This is a genomic window from Pseudomonas sp. SJZ103, from assembly GCF_007828335.1.
GTDB lineage: Bacteria > Pseudomonadota > Gammaproteobacteria > Pseudomonadales > Pseudomonadaceae > Aquipseudomonas.
Genome location: NZ_VIUN01000001.1, coordinates 610647 through 633064, shown reverse-complemented (window position 1 = coordinate 633064; position 22418 = coordinate 610647). Strand labels below are relative to the sequence as shown.

The 22418-nt window shown below is 62.2% G+C and carries 18 protein-coding genes; 8 read left to right on the top strand and 10 right to left on the bottom strand.

The features are described from left to right. Positions 1-31 precede the first annotated feature (31 nt). The 7 genes from FBY10_RS03130 to FBY10_RS03100 all read right to left on the bottom strand — a co-directional run bounded on the left by FBY10_RS03130 (position 32) and on the right by FBY10_RS03100 (position 8258). The gene (locus FBY10_RS03130) at positions 32-1042 is read right to left on the bottom strand and encodes a chemotaxis response regulator protein-glutamate methylesterase (RefSeq protein ID WP_131697292.1); all 1011 of its coding nucleotides are present in this window, start codon (positions 1040-1042) and stop codon (positions 32-34) included. Further along, positions 1039-3312, bottom strand: a complete 2274-nt coding sequence (locus FBY10_RS03125) for a hybrid sensor histidine kinase/response regulator (RefSeq protein ID WP_145335086.1) — start codon at positions 3310-3312, stop codon at positions 1039-1041. The genes FBY10_RS03130 and FBY10_RS03125 overlap by 4 nt, the downstream gene beginning before the upstream one ends. Further along, complete coding sequence (locus FBY10_RS03120; protein ID WP_145335088.1) at positions 3309-4010, bottom strand: chemotaxis protein CheW; 702 nt, start codon at positions 4008-4010, stop codon at positions 3309-3311. Before FBY10_RS03120 ends, FBY10_RS03125 begins: the two co-directional genes overlap by 4 nt. Beyond that, positions 4007-5260, bottom strand: coding sequence for a protein-glutamate O-methyltransferase CheR (locus tag FBY10_RS03115; protein ID WP_145335089.1), 1254 nt, complete (start codon positions 5258-5260; stop codon positions 4007-4009). Before FBY10_RS03115 ends, FBY10_RS03120 begins: the two co-directional genes overlap by 4 nt. Beyond that, entirely contained in the window at positions 5257-5769 is a 513-nt protein-coding gene (locus FBY10_RS03110) for a chemotaxis protein CheW (protein ID WP_131697296.1), read from the bottom strand. The genes FBY10_RS03115 and FBY10_RS03110 overlap by 4 nt, the downstream gene beginning before the upstream one ends. Beyond that, positions 5769-7391, bottom strand: a complete 1623-nt coding sequence (locus tag FBY10_RS03105; protein WP_145335091.1) for a methyl-accepting chemotaxis protein — start codon at positions 7389-7391, stop codon at positions 5769-5771. The genes FBY10_RS03110 and FBY10_RS03105 overlap by 1 nt, the downstream gene beginning before the upstream one ends. Positions 7392-7550: 159 nt before the next feature. Next, complete coding sequence (locus tag FBY10_RS03100; protein ID WP_131697298.1) at positions 7551-8258, bottom strand: tellurite resistance TerB family protein; 708 nt, start codon at positions 8256-8258, stop codon at positions 7551-7553. A 191-nt stretch (positions 8259-8449) separates the two neighbouring features. Between FBY10_RS03100 and FBY10_RS03095 the strand changes: the two genes are divergently transcribed. The 8 genes from FBY10_RS03095 (at position 8450) to FBY10_RS03060 (ending at position 18652) form a co-directional block, all read left to right on the top strand. Next, positions 8450-9361, top strand: coding sequence for a LysR family transcriptional regulator (locus FBY10_RS03095; protein ID WP_145335093.1), 912 nt, complete (start codon positions 8450-8452; stop codon positions 9359-9361). Positions 9362-9493: 132 nt separating this feature from the next. Continuing rightward, on the top strand, positions 9494-10951 hold the full coding sequence (locus FBY10_RS03090) for a gamma-aminobutyraldehyde dehydrogenase (protein WP_178116712.1): 1458 nt from the start codon (positions 9494-9496) through the stop codon (positions 10949-10951). A 71-nt stretch (positions 10952-11022) separates the two neighbouring features. Then, a complete protein-coding gene (ydcS, locus tag FBY10_RS03085; protein ID WP_131697301.1) occupies positions 11023-12174 on the top strand; it encodes a putative ABC transporter substrate-binding protein YdcS in 1152 nt (383 codons plus the stop codon). A gap of 139 nt (positions 12175-12313) precedes the next feature. Continuing rightward, positions 12314-13348, top strand: coding sequence for an ABC transporter ATP-binding protein (locus tag FBY10_RS03080; protein ID WP_131697302.1), 1035 nt, complete (start codon positions 12314-12316; stop codon positions 13346-13348). 1 nt (position 13349) lies between these two features. Beyond that, positions 13350-14279 carry an ABC transporter permease gene (locus FBY10_RS03075; protein WP_090408657.1) on the top strand — a complete coding sequence of 310 codons (930 nt, stop codon included), beginning with the start codon at positions 13350-13352 and terminating at the stop codon, positions 14277-14279. Next, positions 14269-15078 (top strand): ABC transporter permease, encoded by an 810-nt coding sequence (locus tag FBY10_RS03070; protein WP_016977919.1) that lies wholly within the window; start codon positions 14269-14271, stop codon positions 15076-15078. Before FBY10_RS03075 ends, FBY10_RS03070 begins: the two co-directional genes overlap by 11 nt. A gap of 169 nt (positions 15079-15247) precedes the next feature. Continuing rightward, positions 15248-16672, top strand: coding sequence for a gamma-aminobutyraldehyde dehydrogenase (locus tag FBY10_RS03065; RefSeq protein ID WP_131697305.1), 1425 nt, complete (start codon positions 15248-15250; stop codon positions 16670-16672). Positions 16673-17026: 354 nt separating this feature from the next. Further along, complete coding sequence (locus FBY10_RS03060; protein WP_131697306.1) at positions 17027-18652, top strand: glucan biosynthesis protein D; 1626 nt, start codon at positions 17027-17029, stop codon at positions 18650-18652. Between the two features lie 48 nt (positions 18653-18700). On the opposite strand, the gene FBY10_RS03055 is transcribed toward FBY10_RS03060, so the two are convergent. The 3 genes from FBY10_RS03055 to FBY10_RS03045 all read right to left on the bottom strand — a co-directional run bounded on the left by FBY10_RS03055 (position 18701) and on the right by FBY10_RS03045 (position 22386). Beyond that, entirely contained in the window at positions 18701-18886 is a 186-nt protein-coding gene (locus FBY10_RS03055; RefSeq protein ID WP_131697307.1) for a hypothetical protein, read from the bottom strand. Positions 18887-19156: 270 nt separating this feature from the next. Then, positions 19157-20263, bottom strand: coding sequence for an NADH:flavin oxidoreductase/NADH oxidase (locus FBY10_RS03050; protein ID WP_131697308.1), 1107 nt, complete (start codon positions 20261-20263; stop codon positions 19157-19159). 221 nt (positions 20264-20484) lie between these two features. Beyond that, a complete protein-coding gene (locus FBY10_RS03045) occupies positions 20485-22386 on the bottom strand; it encodes a potassium transporter Kup (protein ID WP_027604535.1) in 1902 nt (633 codons plus the stop codon). Between the last annotated feature and the right edge of the window lie 32 nt (positions 22387-22418).

Genomic DNA, 22418 nt, shown 5'->3' with positions numbered 1-22418 from the left:
GCCTGCAAGCCAGCACCGTGGAAGGTCATGATCATTTTGCAAAGACCTCCAGCAGTCGGGGCGCAATTCTATCCAGTGGGCGAATTTCAACAGCAGCATCAATCGCCGCCGCCGCTTTGGGCATGCCATACACCGCCGAGCTTTGCTGATCCTGGGCGATGGTCAAATAACCTTGTTCACGCATTAACTTGAGCCCCTGGGCCCCGTCACGGCCCATACCGGTGAGCAGTACGCCGACGGCATCGCCATTCCAGTGGCTGGCCACGCTTTCGAAGAACACGTCGATCGAAGGCCGGTAAATCTCGTTCACCGGCTCTGCGGTATAGGCTAGCGTGCCATTCTTCAATAAACGAATGTGATGATTAGTGCCGGCCAGCAGCACCACCCCGCTTTGCGGCGGCTCGCCTTCCCGGGCCAGGCGTACCGGCAGGCCGGAGGCACTGCTCAGCCACTCGGCCATGCCGGCGGCGAATACCTGGTCCACATGCTGCACCAGCACAATGGCCGCGGCAAAGTCCCGGGGCAAACCCCTGAGCAGGATTTCCAGGGCAGCCGGGCCACCCGCCGAAGAACCGATCGCCACCAGGCTCTGGCGTTTGCCGGTGCTGCGCTCCGGCGTGGTTTCGGCGCGCACACGGCTGCCGCGCTGGCCGATCAGCCAGCCGATGTTGAGGATCTTGCGCAGCAACGGCGCCGCCGCATCCTTGGGGTTGCCCACGCCGAGCGCCGGCGTATCCACCACATCCAGGGCGCCGTGACCCATGGCTTCGAACACCCGACTCATATTGGCCTGGCGGTCAACGGTCACCAGCAGGATCGCGCACGGGGTCTCGGCCATGATCTGCCGAGTGGCCTCCACGCCGTCCATCACCGGCATGATCAAGTCCATCAGGATCAGGTCCGGGGTCAATTCAGCGCAGCGCTGCACCGCCTCCAGGCCATTGCCGGCCACCCACACCACCTGGTGCGCGGGTTCGAAGCTCAAGGCCCGGCGCAGGGCCTCCACGGCCAGGGGCATGTCATTGACGATCGCAATCCTCATGACCGCGCGCCTCCAATCAGTTCCACCACGGCATCCAGCAGCGCGTCATCGTGGAAGCTGGCTTTGGCCAGATAATAATCGGCGCCAGCGTCCAGCCCGCGACGGCGGTCTTCTTCACGGTCTTTGTACGACACCACCATCACCGGCAACGATTGCAGGCGACTGTCACGGCGCAAGAGTGTGACCAATTCAATACCGTCCATACGAGGCATATCGATGTCAGTGATAAGCAGGTCGAAGTCTTCGGAGCGCAAGGCGTTCCAGCCGTCCATGCCGTCGACCGCGACGGCCACTTCGTACCCACGATTAAGCAGCAATTTGCGTTGCAACTCCCGCACGGTGAGCGAGTCGTCCACCACCAGTACTCGCTTGCGCGGTGCTTCGTTGGCCTGCTGGCTGCGCCGGGCGATGCGTTCCAGGCGCCCGGTGCTGAGCAGCTTGTCCACCGAGCGCAACATGTCTTCCACATCGACGATCAATACCACCGAGCCGTCGTCCAGCAAGGCGCCGGCGGAGATATCCTGGACCTTGCCCAGGCGATCATCCAGCGGCAGCACCACCAGCGTGCGCTCGCCGATAAAGCGCTCCACGGCGATGCCGTAAACCGCATCGCGCTCGCGGATCACCACCACCTTCAAGGTTTCATCATTGTTCTGCCCTGGCGGGCGCTGCAATAACTGGCTGGCGGCGACCAGGCCCACATGCCGACCCTCGTGCCAGAAATGCTGGCGGCCTTCCAACTGCACGATATCGTCAGGCGCCAGGTCGCACATACGCTCGATATGGGCCAACGGGAACGCATAGGCTTCTTCGCCGACCTCCACCACCAGGCTGCGGACCACCGACAGGGTCAGCGGCACCTCCAGATGGAAGCGGCTGCCCTGCCCCGCCGTCTGCTCCAGCACCACCGCGCCACGCAGTTGACGGACCATATGTTGCACCGCATCCAGGCCGACACCACGCCCGGACACTTCGGTAACCTTGTCGCGCAGGCTGAAGCCAGGCAGAAACAGGAACGTCAGCAGTTCCTCTTCGCTCAGGCGCAGGGCGGTCTCCAGCGGTGACAGGTGCCGGTCGACGATGGTGCCGCGCAGGCGCTCCAGGTCGACGCCGTTGCCGTCGTCACTCAGTTCCAGCACCAGCAAACCGGCCTGATGGGACGCACGCAGGCGGATCAAGCCTTCGGCCGGTTTGCCTGCCAACAGGCGTTGGTCGGGCATTTCGATGCCGTGGTCGACGGCATTGCGTAATAAATGGGTGAGTGGCGCTTCGAGCTTTTCCAGCACGTCGCGGTCGACCTGGGTCTTTTCGCCCTCGATCTCCAGGCGTACTTGCTTGCCCAAGCTGCGGCCGAGGTCGCGCACCATGCGCACCTGCCCGGCCAGCACATCGGCAAACGGGCGCATGCGACACGCCAGCGCGGTGTCGTAGAGCACCTGGGCGCGTTGCCCGGCCTGCCAGCCGAATTCATCCAGCTCGGCGGTCTTTTCCGCCAGCAACGCCTGGGCTTCGCTCAGCAGGCGTCGGGCATCGGCCAGCGCTTCCTGGGCTTCGAGATTCAAGTTCAGGGTCTTGAGCTGGCCGTCCAGGTTGTCCAGGGCACGCACGCTGTTGCTCTGGATCCGCTTGAGGCGTTGCATGCTGGCGAGGTAGGGCTTGAGGCGCTGGGTCTCCACCAGGGATTTACTGGATAAGTCCAGCAGGCTGTTCAGGCGCTCCGCGGTTACCCGCAGTACGCGTTCGCCGCCTTCGGTCATGCGCTTGTTCTGGCGCACAGGCTCGCTGGTGACCGGTGGCGCGGGCTCGGGTTCTGCGGGCAGCTCTTCGACGATAGGCGCAGGCGCCGGCTCGGGTGGCGGCGCGAGCCTGGCAGCGGGCTGGGACGGGTCGAGCAGGCGCTCCATCAGCGCCACGTAGGCTTCGATGTCCGCCGGCCCCACGTCGTTGCCGGGGGTGGCGATGCGCATCAGCAGGTCGGTGCCCTGCAGCAGCGCGTCGATATGTTCGGGTTGCAGGTACAGGCGGCCTTCCTGGGCGCTGACCAGGCAATCCTCCATGACATGCGCCACGCTGACGCCGGCGTCCAGCCCAACGATTCGCGCCGCGCCCTTGAGCGAGTGCGCGGCGCGCATGCAGGCTTCCAACTGGTCGGCCTGGGTCGGGTTGCGTTCCAGGGCCAGCAGGCCCGCGCTCAATACCTGAGTCTGCGCATCGGCTTCCAGGCTGAACAGTTCCAGCAGCGAAGCATCACGCATCTGGTCGGGGGTCATGTGAGGCTCCGGGTCACGGCGGACAACAATTGCGCCTCGTCCAGCCAACGCAGACTGCGGCCCTTCCACTGCAATACGCCCTGGGTAAAGCGGCCGCTGGCCTGGGTACCGGATGCCGACGCCGCCTTCAAGGTGCGCTCATCGATGGCATGGATACCGTCGACTTCGTCCACCGGCACCACCACCGGACCGTCCTGGGCGGCAATAATCAACATCCGCGGCATGATCCGCCCACCGCTGGCGCCATGGCCGGTGGTGTCCAGGCCCAGCAGCTCCACCAGCGACAGGCATGCCACCAGCGCGCCGCGTACATTGGCCACGCCGAGCAACGCCCGTGAACGCTGGTGCGGCAAGGAGTGGATCGGTTGCAGGGTTGCCACCTCTACCAGGCAACGGGTGGCGATACCCAGCCATTCTTCGCCGAGGCGGAATATCAGCAATGAACGGGTGGCCACCTCCTCGCCACGCGCAACGCCGGCCTGCGGGCGATGATCGTCCTGTTGCAGGGCATAGCGGTCCAACAGGCGCGTGGCTGCCGCCGAATACACTGAGCAATTGCGGCAGTGAATATGGTCCGCCAGCAACGGGCAGGATTTGTCACCATGAATACCGATGCGGTTCCAGCAGTCGTCGATGGCTTGCGTGTCGGCCAGGGTCAAGTCCAGGCCGGTAGTGTCGAGCACGTCTGGGCTACTCATGGTTTTTGCTCACTGTCGGCTCGCTCGCTACGCGCGGCCCGCGCCTGCAACCGGCGCGCCCCCGCACTGTCTCCCTGGGACTCGAGCAAGGCGGCCAGGTGCATCAAAGCCTGCGAATGCTGGGGCTCCAGGTACAAGGCTTTTCGATAATAGCCCTGGGCTTCCAGGGCGCTGCCGGCCACATCGCTGAGCAGTCCCAGCCAGTAGAACACCTGGGCGGCCGGCGGGTGGTTGTTCAGATATTGTTCGCACGCGGCGCGGGCATCAACGCTTTTGCCTTCATTGGCCAATGTAGCGATCCGGCTGAGCAAGGCGCTCGCATCGGACGCCGGCGCCTTGATCGGCACCACTTGGGCGCTGACTGTGCTGAACGGTCGCGGCTTGACAGGAATCGGTGCGGCGCTGCGCTGGGGTATGGGCATCGGCATGAAAACCGGCTCGGGCTTGACCGGCTCGGCATGTCGGCTGAACGCAAAGGACTGCGGCACACCGATCGAACGCATGCCATGCCGGCCCAGCAGGCTGCCCTCGGCCGGGCCGATAAACAGCACGCCGTCCACGTGGGTCAGGCCTTTGAGCACATCGAAGACGTGCTTCTGGGTCGGCTGGTCGAAGTAGATCAGCAGGTTGCGGCAAAACACAAAATCGTAGCTCGCCTCGTTGGTCAGCAATGCGGGGTCGAGCAGGTTGCCCACCTGCAGGCGCACCTGTTCGCGCACCCGCTCGGCGATGTGGAAGCCGTCGCCATATTCGACGAAGTGGCGATCACGAAAGGCGATGTCACCGCCGCGAAACGAGTTCTTGCCGTACACCCCGCGCCGGGCACGCTCCACCGACAGAGGGCTGACGTCGATGCCCTGCACTTTGAACTGGTGCGGCGCGAGGCCGGCATCCAGCAGCGCCATTGCGATCGAATAAGGCTCTTCGCCGGTGGAACAGGGCAGGCTGAGGATACGCAGCGCACGCATCTGGTTGATCTCGAGCAGGCGCGCCTTGGCCAGGCGGGCCAGGGTCGCGAAAGATTCGGGGTAACGGAAAAACCAGGTTTCGGGGACGATCACCGCTTCGATCAGCGCTTGCTGCTCATCGTGGGAACGCTGCAGATGGTGCCAGTAGTCATTCGTGGTGCCGGCCTGAATGGCTTGGCACCGCTGGCGTACGGCACGTTCGATGATGGCCTCGCCGACCGAGGCGACATCCAGGCCGATGCGTTCCTTCAGGAAGGCAAAGAAGCGCGGGTCGCTGCTCATAGGCTCTGCTCGGCGCTGAACAGCAGAGTGCGCACTGGCTCAGTGAGCAATTCATCGACGCCGATCCACTGCATCAGGCCCAACGCATCTTCACGGACCAGCCCCAGGTACGGGGCTTCACGGTTGTCCAGGCCATAAGGTTTGAATTCCTCAATCGCGCAACGCAGGGTGTCGGTGGCCTGCTCCAGGATCAGCCCCAGCCAGCGCGCTTCGACCCAGGGTTCGGGTTGATAGTTGACCAGCACCAGCCGCGTGCTGGTGCGGGCCTGGGCAGGTTTGCCGAAGGTCAGGGCGCTGAGGTCGATGACCGGCACCAGCAGGCCACGATGGGCGAAGATCCCCGCCACCCACTGCGGCGCATGGGCGATGGGCTTGAGGGGCAGGCGCGGCAGCACCTCGGCCACTTCCGTAGCCTTGAGGGCAAAGCGCTCCTGGCCGACGTGGAACACCAGGAACAACGCTTTTTTCGCTGCCGGGACGGCGCCGCGTTTAGCCGCGAGGTCGCTCATCAGACTTTGAAACGCGACACGCCGCTGCGCAGACCCACCGCAACCTGGCTCAGTTCATCGATGGCAAAGCTGGCCTGGCGCAGGGACTCCACCGTCTGGCTGCTGGCATCACCCAGTTGCACCAGGGCGTGGTTGATCTGCTCGGCGCCCGTGGCCTGGGCCTGCATGCCTTCGTTGACCATCAACACCCGCGGCGCCAGCGCCTGTACCTGATGAATGATCTGCGACAGCTGCTCGCCCACTTGTTGCACTTCGAACATGCCTCGGCGCACTTCTTCGGAGAACTTGTCCATGCCCATGACACCAGCGGAAACCGCCGACTGAATCTCACGCACCATCTGCTCGATGTCGTAGGTCGCCACGGCAGTCTGGTCGGCCAGGCGGCGCACTTCGGTGGCGACCACGGCAAAACCGCGCCCGTATTCACCGGCCTTTTCGGCTTCGATGGCGGCATTCAAGGACAGCAGGTTGGTCTGGTCGGCGACCTTGACGATGGTCACCACTACCTGGTTGATATTGCCGGCCTTCTCATTGAGGATCGCCAGCTTGGCGTTGACCAGATCGGCGGCGCCCATCACCGAATGCATGGTTTCTTCCATCCGCGCCAGGCCTTGTTGGCCGGAACCGGCGGCCACCGAGGCCTGGTCGGCGGCGGTGGACACTTCGGTCATGGTACGGACCAGATCCTTGGAAGTGGCAGCGATCTCCCGCGAAGTGGCACCGATCTCGGTGGTAGTCGCAGCAGTTTCAGTGGCAGTGGCCTGTTGCTGCTTGGAGGTGGCGGCAATTTCGGTGACCGAGGTGGTGACCTGTACCGAAGAACGCTGGGCCTGGGACACCAGGGCCGTAAGCTCGGTCATCATGTCGTTGAAGCCGGTTTCCACCGCGTTGAATTCGTCCTTGCGCGCCAGGTTCAGGCGTTTGCTCAGGTCACCGTCACGCATGGTGCCGAGGATGTCGACGATGCGCTGCATCGGCGCCATGATCGCGCGCATCAGCAGCAGGCCGCACAGACCAGCGGCAAGAATCGCCACGGCCAGCGACATGAACATGCTGACCTTGGCCGAGGCAACCGCGTCGTCAATAGCCGCCGTTGCTTTATCCGACACTGCCTTGTTTTCGGTGATGATGTCGTTGAGCTTCATGCGCCCTTCGGTCCAGATCGGCGTCAATTGCTCTTCCAACAACTCGCGTGCGGCCGGCATGTCATTAGCTTCGACGCGCTCAAGCACCTGGCCCAACACCTTGTTGTAGTTGATGTGAGCGGCCTTGAAGTTATCGAACTCCATGCGATCGGCCTGGCTATGGACCGTTGTTTCGTAGTTGGCCATCTGCTGCTCGATACGCGATTCGAAGGCCCTGTAGTCCGACTTATCGCTACTGGTGAGGGTTTTATCCTCGCGCAGGCCAATAATATCGATGGTCTGCAAATAGCTGTCGACCCACGCGCTGCGAATCATCGAACTGAGATAAACCCCCGGCACCGCATCGTCACGCACCGCTTCCTGACTGGCTTCGATCTTCATCAACCGTGAGTAGGACACCACAACCATCAGCAGCATGATCGCGATAATGACCGCAAAGCTCGCCAAAATCCGCTGGCGCAAGGTCCAATTCTTCACAGTACTTCCTCGAAGGGCCATTCAAATGGAGGGGAGTATAGCTGAGCAGAAGCCCTCATTTATCAATGGGTTTTGGTGTTGTGCCGACATAAATGCAAAAACACCTGTGGGAGGGGGCAAGCCACCTCCCACATCTATGGTTTTGCGTACACCCGGTGGTTATTGACTAAGCCGTACCTGCTTTTCCAGCTCTAGCTTCAAGCCGGGCTCGAGTTTCAGTTGGCGGGCCAATTCGTCCAGATAGGCCTTTTCCATAAAGTTCTCCTCGTCCACCAGCATCACGCTGGCGATGTACATCTCGGCGGCCATTTCCGGGGTACTGGCGGCGCGGGCGACGTCGGTCGGGTCCAGCGGTTTGTTCAACTCGGCGTGCAGCCAGCTTTGCAGTTCGCGGTCGTCGTCCAGCTTGGTGAATTCACCTTCGATCAGTGCGCGTTCACGCTCATCCACATGCCCGTCGGCCTTGGCTGCAGCGACCAGGGCCTTGAGGATCCCCTGGCTGTGCTGCTCGACCTGGGCCGGTGGCAGGCGGTCGATGGTTTGCGGCTCGCCCTGAGGCACGTTGGCCTGCTTGGCCTGCCAGTTGCCGTAGGCTTTGTAGGCAATCACGCCCAACGCGGCCAGCCCGCCGTAGGTCAGGGCCTTGCCGCCAAACTTGCGCGCCTTCTTGTTGCCCAGCAACAGGCCCATGGCACCCGCCGCCAGGGCGCCGCCGCCCGCACCGCCGAGCAAGCTACCCAGACCGCCGCCGCCGAGCAGCCCACCGAGGGCGCCTTTATCGTCCTGCTTGCGCTGGCCGCCGGTTTTGTTCTGCAACATGTCCTGGCCGGACTTGAGCAACTGATCGAGCAATCCACGGGTATTCATTCGTAGCCTCCAGACACTAGGGTTCATAGGACCAATAGGCCCTCAGCGTAAAACTAAGTGCCAAAAAGCCGCGATCTAGAGTGCTTCCAGATGTAACGCCGCGCTGACCGCTTGTAGCTTGTCGCTGCCGTTCGCTAAAACCGATATACACTCGGACAAATCTATAAAAATACCCCACCGGTAATTCCAGCATGATGACCTTGCGTCAAATCCGGCATTTTATCGCCGTGGCCGAGACCGGCTCGATCTCCGCAGCCGCGCAGACCGCGTTCATTTCCCAGTCCACGCTGACCCTGGCGATCCAGCAACTGGAGCAGGAAATCGGCGTCAACCTGTTCAACCGCCATGCCAAGGGCATGAGCCTCACGCATCAGGGCCATCAGTTTTTGCGCCAGGCGCACCTGATCCTCGCCACCGTCGACAATGCCAAGCGCAGCCTGCAACAGAGCACTGATCAGGTAGCCGGGCAGTTGATCGTCGGCGTGACCAGCCTGGTCGCTGGCTATTACCTGGCAGATTTGCTCACCCGCTTCCAGCGTGCCTATCCCAACGTGGAGATCCGCGTGATGGAAGACGAGCGCCCGTATATCGAGCATTTGCTGGTCAGCGGTGAAATCGACGTGGGCGTGCTGATCCTCTCCAACCTGGAAGATCGCCACGCCCTGCAGACCGAGGTCCTCACCCACTCGCCCCACCGCCTGTGGCTGCCGGCGCAACACCCGCTGCTGGAGCACGACAGCATCAACCTCGCCGACGTGGCAAGCGAGCCGCTGATTCAGCTGAACGTCGACGAAATGGGGCATAACGCCCAGCGCATGTGGACCGGTGCCGGCCTGCAACCGCGCGTGACCCTGCGCACCGCCTCCACCGAGGCCGTGCGCAGCCTGGTGGCGGCAGGCCTGGGCGTGTCGATCCAACCGGACATGACCTACCGCCCCTGGTCCCTGGAGGGCGACATTATTGAAGCGCGACCGATTGCCGACCTCAGCCAGACCCTGGACGTCGGCCTGGCTTGGCGTCGGGGCACTGCACGCCCGGCATTGGTGGATCCGTTCCTCACCGTAGCGCGGGAACAGCCACACCCACGCAAGCCATCTATTTAATCGAATGCTGCGTTCAGTATTTAGTATTTGTTGACCTCGCGCCTGACCTCTAGTCTCTCTCTATCCATAAGAGAAGGTGAGGCGCCTCGTAGGAGAACGCCCATGACCACACAAGAAAAGAGATCGCGAAAAATGTCCGGCGCCCCCACCCCGCTGCTCACTGCGTTGTTGATCGACGGCGAACTGGTCCAGGGCCAGGGCGTTGCCGAGTCGATCCTCAACCCGGCCACCGGCGAAGTGCTCACCCGGATCGCCGAAGCCAGCACCGAGCAGGTCGAAAGCGCCATCCTCGCCGCCCACCGCGCCTTTGCCGGTTGGTCGCGGACCACGCCGCAACAACGCTCGAACATCCTCCTGGGCATCGCCGACGCCATCGAGAAACAAGCCGACTACCTGGCCCGCCTGGAATCGCTGAACTGCGGCAAGCCATTGCACCTGGCGCGCCAGGATGACTTGAGCGCCACCGTCGATGTGTTCCGCTTCTTCGCCGGCGCCGTGCGCTGCCAGACCGGCCAGCTCAGCGGCGAGTACCTGCCGGGCTACACCAGCATGGTGCGCCGCGATCCAATTGGCGTGGTGGCCTCGATTGCGCCGTGGAACTACCCCTTGATGATGGCCGCATGGAAGATCGCCCCGGCGCTGGCGGCCGGTAATACCCTGGTGTTCAAGCCGTCGGAACATACGCCGCTGTCGATCCTCGCATTGGCCCCGGTCATGAAGGACTTGTTACCACACGGGGTCGTCAACATTCTGTGTGGCGGCGGTGAAGGCGTCGGCAGCCATTTGGTCAGCCACCCGAAGGTGCGCATGGTGTCGCTGACCGGCGACATCGTCACCGGCCAGAAAATCCTGCAAGCCGCCTCCAAGACACTCAAACGCACACACCTGGAATTGGGCGGCAAGGCGCCGGTGATCGTGTGCAACGACGCCGACCTGCAAGCCGTGGTCGAAGGCGTGCGTGCCTACGGCTACTACAACGCCGGCCAGGACTGCACCGCGGCGTGCCGCATCTACGCTCAGGCGGGCATCCACGACAAATTGGTCGCCGAACTGGGCGCGGCGGTCAGCAGCCTGCGCTTTGCCGGCAAGCGCGATGCCGATAACGAACTCGGCCCGCTGATCAGCACACGCCAGCGCGACCGCGTGGCCAGCTTTGTCGAGCGCGCCCTCGGCCAACCGCATATCGAGCGGGTCACCGGTGCGGCCGTGCATTCGGGGGCTGGCTTCTATTACCAGCCGACGCTGCTCGCCGGCTGCAAACAAAACGATGAAATCGTCCAGCGCGAAGTGTTCGGCCCGGTGGTCACCGTGACCCGCTTCGACGCACTGGAACAGGCGGTGGACTGGGCCAACGATTCCGAATACGGCCTGGCCTCCTCCGTCTGGACCCAGAACCTGGACAAGGCCATGCAGGTCGCCGCGCGCCTGCAATACGGCTGCACCTGGATCAACAGCCATTTCATGCTGGTCAGCGAAATGCCCCATGGCGGGTTGAAGCGCTCGGGGTATGGGAAAGATCTGTCCAGCGACTCTCTACAGGACTACAGCGTGGTGCGCCACATCATGGCCCGCCACGGCCAGCACCTTTAAAACAACAACTAAGCTCATGCGTTACGGCTTCACACACTGCCCCGACCATAATTAAAGAAGAGGGAACCCCCATGTCTGCGCATAAGACCGCACTGCTCAGTGCCCTGACCACCGCGCTGCTGGCCAGCGTCAGTATCCAGGCCGCCGAACCGCTCAAGGCGGTGGGCGCCGGTGAAGGCCAGTTGGATATCGTCGCCTGGCCCGGCTATATCGAACGTGGCGAAAGCGACAAGGCCTACGACTGGGTCACAGGTTTCGAGAAGGAAACCGGCTGCAAGGTCAACGTGAAAACCGCCGCCACCTCTGACGAAATGGTCAGTTTGATGGCCAAGGGCGGTTATGACCTGGTCACCGCGTCGGGCGATGCGTCGCTGCGGTTGATCGTCGGCAAGCGTGTGCAACCGATCAACACGGCGTTGATCCCCAACTGGAAGAGCATCGACCCGCGCCTCAAGGATGCGCCGTGGTATGTGGTGGGCCAGCAGACCTACGGCACCCCGTACCAGTGGGGCCCGAACGTGCTGATGTACAACACCACCGTGTTCAAGACCGCGCCGACCAGTTGGAACGTGCTGTTCGATGCGCAAAACCTGCCGGACGGCAAGCCGAACAAAGGACGCGTGCAGGCCTATGACGGGCCGATCTACATCGCCGATGCGGCGCTGTACCTCAAGTCCACCAAGCCTGAGCTGGGCATCCAGAGCCCGTACGAGCTGACCGAGACCCAGTACAAAGCCGTGCTCGAGCTGTTGCGCGCGCAGCAACCGTTGATCCACCGCTACTGGCATGACACCACCGTGCAAATGAGTGACTTCAAAAACGAAGGCGTGGTGGCCTCCAGCGCCTGGCCGTATCAGGTCAACGGCCTGCAAAACGAGAAGCAGCCGATTGCCTCGACCATTCCCAAGGAAGGCGCCACCGGCTGGGCCGACACCACCATGTTGCACAGCGAGGCCAAACACCCCAATTGTGCCTACAAGTGGATGGACTGGTCGCTGCAGCCGAAGGTCCAGGGCGATGTCGCCGCCTGGTTCGGCTCGCTGCCGGCGGTGCCTGCAGCCTGTAAGGAAAGCGAACTGCTCGGCGCCGAGGGTTGCAAGACCAACGGCTTCGACCAGTTCGACAAGATCGCCTTCTGGAAAACCCCGCAAGCTGAGGGCGGCAAATTCGTGCCGTACAGCCGCTGGACCCAGGATTACATCGCGATCATGGGCGGCAGGTAAAACCCTGCAGACGGCATAGATCCCCTGTGGGAGGGGGGCAAGCCCCCTCCCACATTGACCGCATTCACAGATGTTTTGACTTTTCAGAAGTCCAGGCCGGGCCGCTGCGACGACCCGCGCCCTTTTGGAGCACCGCACCATGACGCTTGCAGTCCAATTCACCCACGTCTCCCGTCAGTTCGGCGAAGTGAAAGCCGTTGACCGGGTTTCCATCGATATCCAGGACGGCGAGTTCTTTTCCATGCTCGGCCCATCCGGCTCGGGCAAGACCACCTGTCTGCGCCTGATCGCCGGTTTCGAGCAGCCCAGCGCAGGCTCGATCCGGATTCATGGCGAGGAAGCCGCCGGCTTGCCGCCGTATCAGCGTGATGTAAACACTGTGTTCCAGGACTACGCGCTGTTCCCCCATATGAATGTGCGCGACAACGTCGCCTATGGCCTCAAGGTCAAGGGCGTGGGCAAGAGCGAACGCCGCAACCGCGCCGAAGAAGCCTTAGGGATGGTCGCCCTCGGTGGCTATGGCGAGCGCAAGCCGGTGCAGCTCTCCGGCGGCCAACGCCAACGGGTGGCCCTGGCCCGCGCGCTGGTCAATCGCCCGCGTGTGTTGCTATTGGACGAGCCGTTGGGCGCCCTCGACCTCAAGCTGCGCGAACAAATGCAAAGCGAGCTGAAGAAGCTGCAACGCCAGCTTGGCATTACCTTTATCTTCGTCACCCACGACCAGACCGAAGCGCTGTCGATGTCCGACCGTGTGGCGGTGTTCAACAAAGGCCGGATCGAACAGGTCGACACCCCGCGCAACCTGTATATGAAACCGGCCACCGCGTTCGTCGCCGAGTTCGTCGGCACCTCCAACGTCATTCGCGGCGAGTTGGCCCAGCGCCTCAGTGGCAGTGCGCAGCCGTTCTCGATTCGCCCGGAACACGTACGTTTTGCCGAGGGCCCGCTGGGTGCTGGCGAAGTGGAAATCAGCGGCTTGCTGCACGACATCCAGTACCAGGGCAGCGCCACCCGCTATGAACTGAAACTGGAAAACGGTCAGGCGCTGAATATCAGCCAGGCCAACAGCCAGTGGCTGGACATCAGCAGCGGCCATCAGGTCGGCCAGTCCATCACCGCCCGTTGGGCACGGGAAGCCATGACGCCGCTGACTGACCGCGCAGGCGAGGTGTGACATGAGCCTGGCCCTTTCCCAACCGCCGATGCGCAGGTTTTCCAACCTGCTGTACCGCAAGCCCAACCTATACCTGGCGATGCTGCTGATACCGCCGCTGATCTGGTTCGGCGCGATCTACCTGGGTTCGTTGCTGACCCTGCTGTGGCAAGGCTTCTATACCTTTGACGACTTCACCATGGCGGTCACGCCGGACCTGACCCTGGCCAACTTCGCCGCGCTGTTCCAGCCGTCGAACTTCGACATCATCCTGCGCACCTTGAGCATGGCGATCGTGGTGTCGATCGCCAGCGCCATCGTCGCCTTCCCGATTGCCTACTACATGGCGCGCTACACCACGGGCAAGACCAAGGCGTTCTTCTATATCGCGGTGATGATGCCGATGTGGGCCAGCTATATCGTCAAGGCGTATGCCTGGACCTTGCTGCTGGCCAAGGGCGGCGTGGCGCAATGGTTCGTGCAGCACCTGGGCCTTGAGCCGGTGTTGCAATTCGTGCTGGGCATTCCCGGCGTGGGCGGCAGCACCTTGAGCACCTCGCACCTGGGACGCTTCATGGTGTTCGTCTATATCTGGCTGCCCTTCATGATCCTGCCGATCCAGGCGTCCCTGGAGCGCTTGCCGCCGTCACTGCTGCAAGCCTCCGCCGACCTGGGCGCCAAGCCGCGCCAGACCTTCATGCAGGTGATTCTGCCACTCTCGGTGCCGGGGATTGCCGCCGGTTCGATCTTCACGTTTTCGCTGACCCTGGGCGACTTCATCGTGCCGCAACTGGTGGGCCCGCCGGGCTATTTCGTCGGCGGCATGGTGTACGCCCAGCAAGGCGCCATCGGCAATATGCCCATGGCCGCGGCGTTCACCCTGGTGCCGATCGTGCTGATCGCGGTTTACCTGTCCATCGTCAAACGCCTGGGGGCCTTCGATGCACTCTGAAAAATCGTCTATTGGCCTGAAGATCGCTGCTTGGGGTGGATTGGTCTTTCTCCATTTCCCGATCCTGATCATCTTCCTCTACGCCTTCAACACCGAAGAAGCCGCGTTCAGCTTTCCGCCCCAGGGCTTTACCCTAAAGTGGTTCAGCGTGGCCTTCGCCCGGCCGGACGTACTGGAAGCGATCAAGCTGTCGTTGCAGATCGCCGCCATCGCAACCCTGATTGCCATGGTGCTTGGCACCCTGGCCTCGGCGGCGCTGTATCGCCGCGAGTTCTTTGGCAAGCAAGGCGTGTCGTTGATGTTGATCCTGCCGATCGCGCTGCCGGGGATCATCACCGGTATTGCGTTGCTGGCGACCTTCAAGACCCTGGGCATCGAGCCGGGGATGTTCACCATCATCGTCGGCCACGCAACGTTCTGCGTGGTGATCGTCTACAACAACGTGATCGCCCGCCTGCGCCGCACGTCCCACAGCCTGATCGAAGCCTCGATGGACCTGGGTGCGGACGGCTGGCAGACCTTCCGTTACATCATCATGCCCAACCTCGGCTCGGCGCTGCTGGCCGGCGGCATGCTGGCGTTTGCACTGTCGTTCGACGAAATCATCGTCACCACCTTCACCGCCGGCCATGAACGTACGTTGCCGCTGTGGTTGCTCAACCAGTTGAGCCGGCCACGGGATGTGCCGGTGACCAACGTGGTCGCGATGCTGGTGATGCTGGTGACGATGTTCCCGATCCTCGGTGCCTATTACCTGACCCGCGGCGGTGAAAGCGTGGCCGGGAGTGGTGGTAAATAATTTTTTGTTGAAGACACCGAGCTCAAATGTGGGAGGGGGCTTGCTCCCGATAGCAGTGTGTCAGTTGTAGATGATGTGACTGAAAGACTGTCATCGGGAGCAAGCCCCCTCCCACATTCAGAGCCGGTTTATTCAGTGACATAACGATCGCTTTTTGGAGGAATGAACCATGCAAACCAAACTCTTGATCAACGGCCACCTGGTCGAAGGCGAAGGCCCGGCGCAAGCAGTGTTCAACCCGGCACTGGGCCGTGTGCTGGTGGAAATCAACGAAGCCAGCGAAGCCCAGGTCGACGCCGCCGTGCGCGCCGCCGATGCGGCCTTCGAAGGCTGGTCGCAAACCGCGCCCAAGGATCGCTCGCTATTGCTGCTGAAACTGGCCGACGTGATCGAAGCCCATGGTGCAGAGCTGGCCAAGCTGGAATCGGACAACTGCGGCAAGCCCTACAGCGCCGCCCTGAACGACGAGATTCCGGCGATTGCCGACGTGTTCCGCTTCTTCGCCGGCGCCAGCCGTTGCATGAGCGGTTCGGCCGGTGGTGAATACTTGCCTGGCCACACCTCGATGATCCGGCGCGACCCGGTGGGTGTGATCGCGTCCATCGCGCCCTGGAACTACCCGCTGATGATGGTCGCCTGGAAAATCGCTCCCGCCTTGGCTGCAGGTAATACCGTGGTGCTCAAGCCATCGGAACAAACCCCGCTGACCGCGTTGCGCATGGTCGAGCTGGCGTCGGAGATCTTCCCGGCCGGCGTCCTCAACCTGGTGTTCGGCCGTGGGCCCACCGTGGGCAGTCCGCTGGTAAACCACCCTAAAGTGCGCATGGTGTCGTTGACCGGCTCCATCGCCACTGGCGCGAATATCATCTCCAGCACCGCCGACAGCGTGAAACGCATGCACATGGAGCTGGGCGGCAAGGCCCCCGTGATCATCTTCAACGACGCGGATATCGATGCCGCCGTGGAAGGTATTCGCACTTTCGGCTTCTACAACGCCGGCCAGGATTGCACCGCTGCGTGCCGAATTTATGCGCAAGCGGATATCTACGATGCGTTTGTCGAAAAGCTCGGCGCGGCGGTCGCCAGCATCAAATATGGTGTGCAGGATGACCCGGCGACCGAGCTGGGCCCGCTGATCACCGCGCAACACCGCGACCGTGTCGCCGGGTTTGTCGAACGCGCCGTAGCACAACCGCATATCCGCCTGGTCACCGGTGGCAAGGCGGTGGAAGGCAATGGCTTCTTCTTTGAGCCGACCGTCCTGGCTGACGCGCAGCAGGATGACGAGATCGTGCGCCGCGAGGTGTTCGGGCCGGTGGTGTCGGTGACCAAGTTCACCGATGAGGCGCAGGTATTGGGCTGGGCCAATGATTCGGACTACGGGTTGGCGTCGTCCGTGTGGACCGCCGACGTAGGACGTGCCCATCGCCTGGCCGCGCGCTTGCAATACGGCTGCACCTGGGTAAACACCCATTTCATGCTCGTCAGCGAAATGCCTCACGGTGGTCAGAAACTGTCGGGGTATGGCAAGGACATGTCCATGTACGGCTTGGAGGACTACACCACGGTTCGCCATGTGATGTTCAAGCACTGATCCCCCCAAGCGCCGTAACGCTTTATTGTAGGAGCGAGCTTGCTCGCTCCTACAGGCTTCCCCCATGGACATCACCCGCCGCGACTTCCTCAACGGCGTCGCCATCCGCCCTCCCACATTTCGATCTTCATAATTCCCAGGTAATGTGTCCACTCACAGCGCTGGAAATGTCTTGTTTCACATGCAATGCCATCACCCAGCCATCAATCAATTTTCCTACGTCATCGAACCGCTTAAGCTATCCGGCGTCTGTTTAATGTCCGTTGTGTTTGGCCGAAGGCATGTCCGAACCGTAATTTCTGATCCAGCACGTGCCAGGAACGGCGCGGGATTTGCTCACGACAGGTTGTCTCTATGCACCGCAGGAATTTGCTCAAAGCCTCCATGGCCATTGCGGCCTACACCGGTTTGTCAGCCAGCGGCCTGCTTGCCGCGCAGGCCTGGGCCGGTAACCGTGCCGCCGATGGCAAGGCCGTGGCGTTCGATTTTGAAACGCTCAAGGCCCAAGCCAAGCAGCTCGCCGGCACCGCGTATAAAGACACCAAACAGGTGCTGCCGCCCACACTGGCGACCATGACCCCGCAGAATTTCAATGCCATCGGCTACGACGGCAACCATTCGCTGTGGAAGGAATTGAACGGCCAACTCGACGTACAGTTCTTCCACGTCGGCATGGGCTTCAAGACGCCGGTGCGCATGCACAGCGTCGACCCCAAGACCCGTGAAGCCCGTGAGGTGCATTTCCGTCCTTCGCTGTTCAACTATGAAAAAACCACTGTCGACACCAAACAGCTGACCGGCGACCTGGGTTTCTCCGGCTTCAAGTTGTTCAAGGCGCCGGAGCTGGATCGCCATGACGTGCTGTCGTTTCTCGGCGCCAGCTACTTCCGCGCGGTGGACTCCACCGGCCAGTACGGCCTCTCCGCCCGTGGCCTGGCGATTGATACCTACGCGAAAAAACGCGAGGAGTTCCCCGACTTCACGCAGTTCTGGTTCGAGACCCCGGACAAGAACGCGACCCGCTTTGTGGTCTACGCCCTGCTCGACTCGCCGAGCGCCACCGGTGCCTATCGTTTCGATATCGACTGCCAGGCCAACCAGGTGGTGATGGCCATCGACGCCAACATCAATGCCCGCACCGCCATCGAACAGCTGGGCATCGCCGCCATGACCAGCATGTTCAGCTGCGGCACCCACGAGCGGCGCATGTGCGACACCATCCATCCGCAAATCCACGATTCGGACCGCCTGGCGATGTGGCGTGGCAACGGCGAGTGGATCTGCCGCCCGTTGAACAACCCGGCCAAGTTGCAGTTCAACGCGTTCGCCGACACCGACCCGAAAGGTTTCGGCCTGGTGCAGACCGATCATGAATTCGCCAGCTATCAGGACACCGTCGACTGGTACAGCAAGCGCCCAAGCCTGTGGGTCGAACCGACCACCGCGTGGGGCGAAGGCTCGATCGACCTGCTGGAAATCCCCACCACCGGCGAGACCCTGGACAACATCGTGGCTTTCTGGACCCCGAAAAAACCCGTGGCGGCCGGCGACTCACTCAACTATGGCTACAAGCTGTACTGGAGCGCATTGCCACCAGTGAGCACGCCGCTGGCGCAAGTCGACGCGACCCGTTCCGGCATGGGCGGCTTTACCGAAGGCTGGGCGCCGGGCGAGCACTACCCGCAAGTGTGGGCACGCCGCTTTGCCGTGGACTTCAAGGGTGGCGGCCTGGACCGTCTGCCAGCCGGCACCGGGATCGAGCCGGTGGTGACCTGCTCCCACGGTGAAGTGAAGGATTTCAGCGTGCTGGTGCTCGACAACATCAAGGGCTATCGCATTCTGTTCGATTGGTACCCTACCAGCGACAGCGTAGAGCCGGTGGAACTGCGTCTGTTTATCCGCACCCAGGACCGCACCCTGAGTGAAACCTGGTTGTATCAGTACTTCCCGCCTGCACCGGACCAACGTAAGTACACCTGATCCAGATCGTTCCCACGCCCTGCGTGGGAACGATCCTTAAGCACGGCATCAGAACCGCGACACACTCTTCATCGCCCCAATCAGATAGCGCATCGCCACCTGATCGCTCTCGGTCAGGGCGCGATACTGCGCCAGTAATTCGGCTTCGTCCGAACTTAACCTGCGGCCACGCAAGGACACCCTGCGGGTGAAAAAAGACGCCACCACACCCGCTACACCATAGGACTTGGCCATGGGCTGTTTCTCCTGATATCGATCAAATACTCCTGTGCCCACAAACCGTTTCCCGTGAAGCGCAATGCCCCCGTGGACAAACAGACTGACTCCCTGGGCCAGAAATCAGTCCTAACCTAAGCGTAGAAACAATCTCGTCACGTGTGGGATTTTTTTAGAGTATTCACTTAAAAAATCACTTCGGTAACAAATACCTACAACCTCATCCCACAGCATCAGGCAAAAAAAACCCACCGATTCAAGGTGGGTTTCGATGGAGCCGATGCTGGATCAATCCCTCAAGTCAGACTCATGAATCGGCTGGTCCCGATGGGTCGCCCGTTGGTACTGAGCCGGCCAAATGGCCTTGCGCCCGCCCAGATCATCATCGGCGTGCAACGGCCAGTAAGGATCACGCAGCAGTTCACGGGCCAGGAAGATGATGTCGGCCTGGCAGGTACGCAGGATGTGCTCTGCCTGGGCCGGTTCGGTGATCATGCCGACGGTGCCGGTGGCGATGCCCGACTCCTTGCGCACGCGCTCGGCAAAGCGCGTCTGGTAGCCAGGGCCGGTGGGGATTTCGGCGTTGGCGGCAGTGCCACCGGAGGACACGTCGATCAGGTCAACGCCCAGGTCTTTGAGACGGCGCGCCAGTTCCACGGTTTCATCGGGGTTCCAGCCATCTTCCACCCAATCGGTGGCCGACACCCGCACGAACAGCGGCAGCTCCTGGGGCCAGACTTCGCGCACGGCTTCGGTCACTTGCAGCACCAGGCGGATACGGTTCTCGAAGGAGCCGCCGTATTGGTCCTGACGCTGGTTGCTGATGGGCGAGAGGAATTGATGCAGCAGGTAACCATGAGCAGCGTGGATTTCCACCACTTCAAAACCGGCGGTCAGGGCGCGCCTGGCGGCGGCGACAAAGTCGGCGATCACCTGCTGGATCTGCGCCTCATCCAATGGCTTGGGTTGTGTGTGCTGCGGGTCAAAGGCAATCGGCGACGGCCCCACCGGCACCCAGCCACCGTCCTGCGGCTTGACGCTGCCGTGCTTGCCGATCCACGGCCGGTGGGTGCTGGCCTTGCGTCCGGCATGGGCCAGCTGGATGCCCGCCACCGCGCCCTGGGCGGCAATAAAGCGGGTGATGCGTTGCAGGGGGGCGATCTGTTCGTCGTTCCACAGGCCCAGGTCTTCGGCCGTGATACGGCCATCGGCGGTCACGGCAGTGGCCTCGGTGAATATCAACCCGGCGCCGCCAACCGCGCGGCTGCCGAGGTGGACCAGGTGCCAGTCGTTGGCCAGACCATCGACACTTGAGTACTGACACATTGGCGACACGGCGATGCGGTTGAGCAGGGTCAATTGGCGCAGGGTATAGGGTTCGAGCAGCTGACTCATGGCGCACCTCTTATTGGCTTTTGGGCACTTTTGTAGGAGCGAGCTTGCTCGCGAAGGTCTCATAGGCGCCGCGTTTATCCAGGATTAACGCGTTACCGTAACGTTTTTCGCGGGCAAGCCCGCTCCTACACAACAGTGCTTAGAGCCTAGTCGACAACAGTGGATTGCACAGGGTTCAGAAGCAAAGCGGGAGCCGATTGCCGGCTCCCGTACCGCAGCGCTTACATTTCGACCTGGGTGCCCAGCTCGATCACCCGGTTGACCGGGAGCTTGAAGAACCGCAGGTTGCCGTTGGCGTTCTTGAGCATGAACGCAAACAACGCTTCGCGCCAACGGGCCATACCCTTGATGCGCGAGGCGATGACTGTTTCACGGCTGAGGAAGTAGGTGGTGCGCATCGGACTGAAATCCAGGCCGTCCAAATGGCACAGCTTCAAGGCTTCGGGCACGTCCGGCTCATCGGTAAAGCCGAAGTGCAGGATCACGCGGAAGAACCCTTCGCCGTAGGAGTCCACCTCGAAGCGCCGTGAGGCCGGGACACGCGGGATGTCTTCGTAGACCACCGTCAGCAACACCACCTGTTCATGCAGCACCTGGTTATGCAGCAGGTTGTGCAACAGCGCGTGGGGCACGGCGTCCGGGCGGGCGGTGAGGAACACCGCCGTGCCCTGCACGCGATGCGGCGGCTGCACGCGAATGCTGCTGATGAAGATCGGCAACGGCAGGCCACCTTCGTCGAGGCGGTCCACCAGCAATTGCTTGCCGCGCTTCCAAGTGGTCATCAGTACGAACAGCACAATCCCCGCCAATACCGGGAAGGCGCCGCCCTGGATGATCTTCGGCACGTTGGCCGCGAAGTACAGCCCGTCCACCAACAGGCAGCAGACCAGGACCGGCACGGCCAGAATCGGGGGCCATTTCCACAGCAACAGCATGACTGCCGACACCAGGATAGTGGTCATCAGCATGGTCCCCGTCACCGCCACGCCGTAGGCCGACGCCAGCGCGTTGGAGGACTCGAAACCCAGCACCAGCAGGATCACGCCGACCATCAACGACCAGTTCACCGCACCGATATAGATCTGGCCCTGTTCGGCGCTTGAGGTGTGCTGGATATGCATGCGCGGGATATAACCCAGCTGGATCGCCTGGCGCGTCAACGAGAACGCACCGGAAATCACCGCCTGGGACGCAATCACCGTGGCCAGGGTGGACAACACCACCAGCGGGATCAGCGCCCAACTCGGCGCCAGCAAGTAGAAGGGGTTGCGCGCGGCTTCCGGATCGCCCAGCAGCATGGCGCCCTGGCCGAAATAGTTGAGCACCAGCGCCGGCAACACCAGGATGAACCAGGCGCGGGCGATGGGCTTGCGGCCGAAGTGGCCCATGTCGGCATACAGCGCTTCGGCACCGGTCAACGCCAGCACGACCGCACCGAGGATCGCCACGCCGATGCCAGGATGGGCCTCGAAGAAACGCACGCCCCACATCGGGTTCAGGGCATTGAGCACTTCAGGGTGCAGGGTAATGCCATACACGCCGAGGCCACCCAGCACCAGGAACCAAGTCACCATCACCGGCCCGAACAGCTTGCCGATGCGGTCAGTACCGTGCTTCTGGATCAGGAACAGCGCCACCAGCACCACCAAGGCGATCGGCACCACCCATTTTTCCAGGCCGTCGAACGCCAGTTCCAGGCCTTCAATGGCCGACAGCACGGAAATCGCCGGCGTGATCATGCTGTCACCATAGAACAGCGCCGCACCGCACAGGCCGCACACCACGAGGAAACTGCGCAACTTCTTGCGCTCCCCTGCCGCCCTTCGCGCCAACGCGGTCAGGGCCATGATGCCGCCTTCGCCCTGGTTATCGGCGCGCAGCACAAACAGCATGTACTTGATCGACACCACCCAGATCAACGACCAGAAGATCAGCGCCAGGATCCCCAGCACGCCGTCATGGTTGACCTGCACCCCATAACCACCGTTGAACACCTCTTTGAGGGTATAGAGCGGGCTGGTACCGATATCGCCGTAAACCACCCCGACCGCTGCCACCAGCATGCCGATCGGCTTTGCGTTGGAATGCTCGGCACCTGCTGCCTGACTACTTGCCTGACCCATCAACCACTCCTGCCCTTTGACCTGAGGTCTCT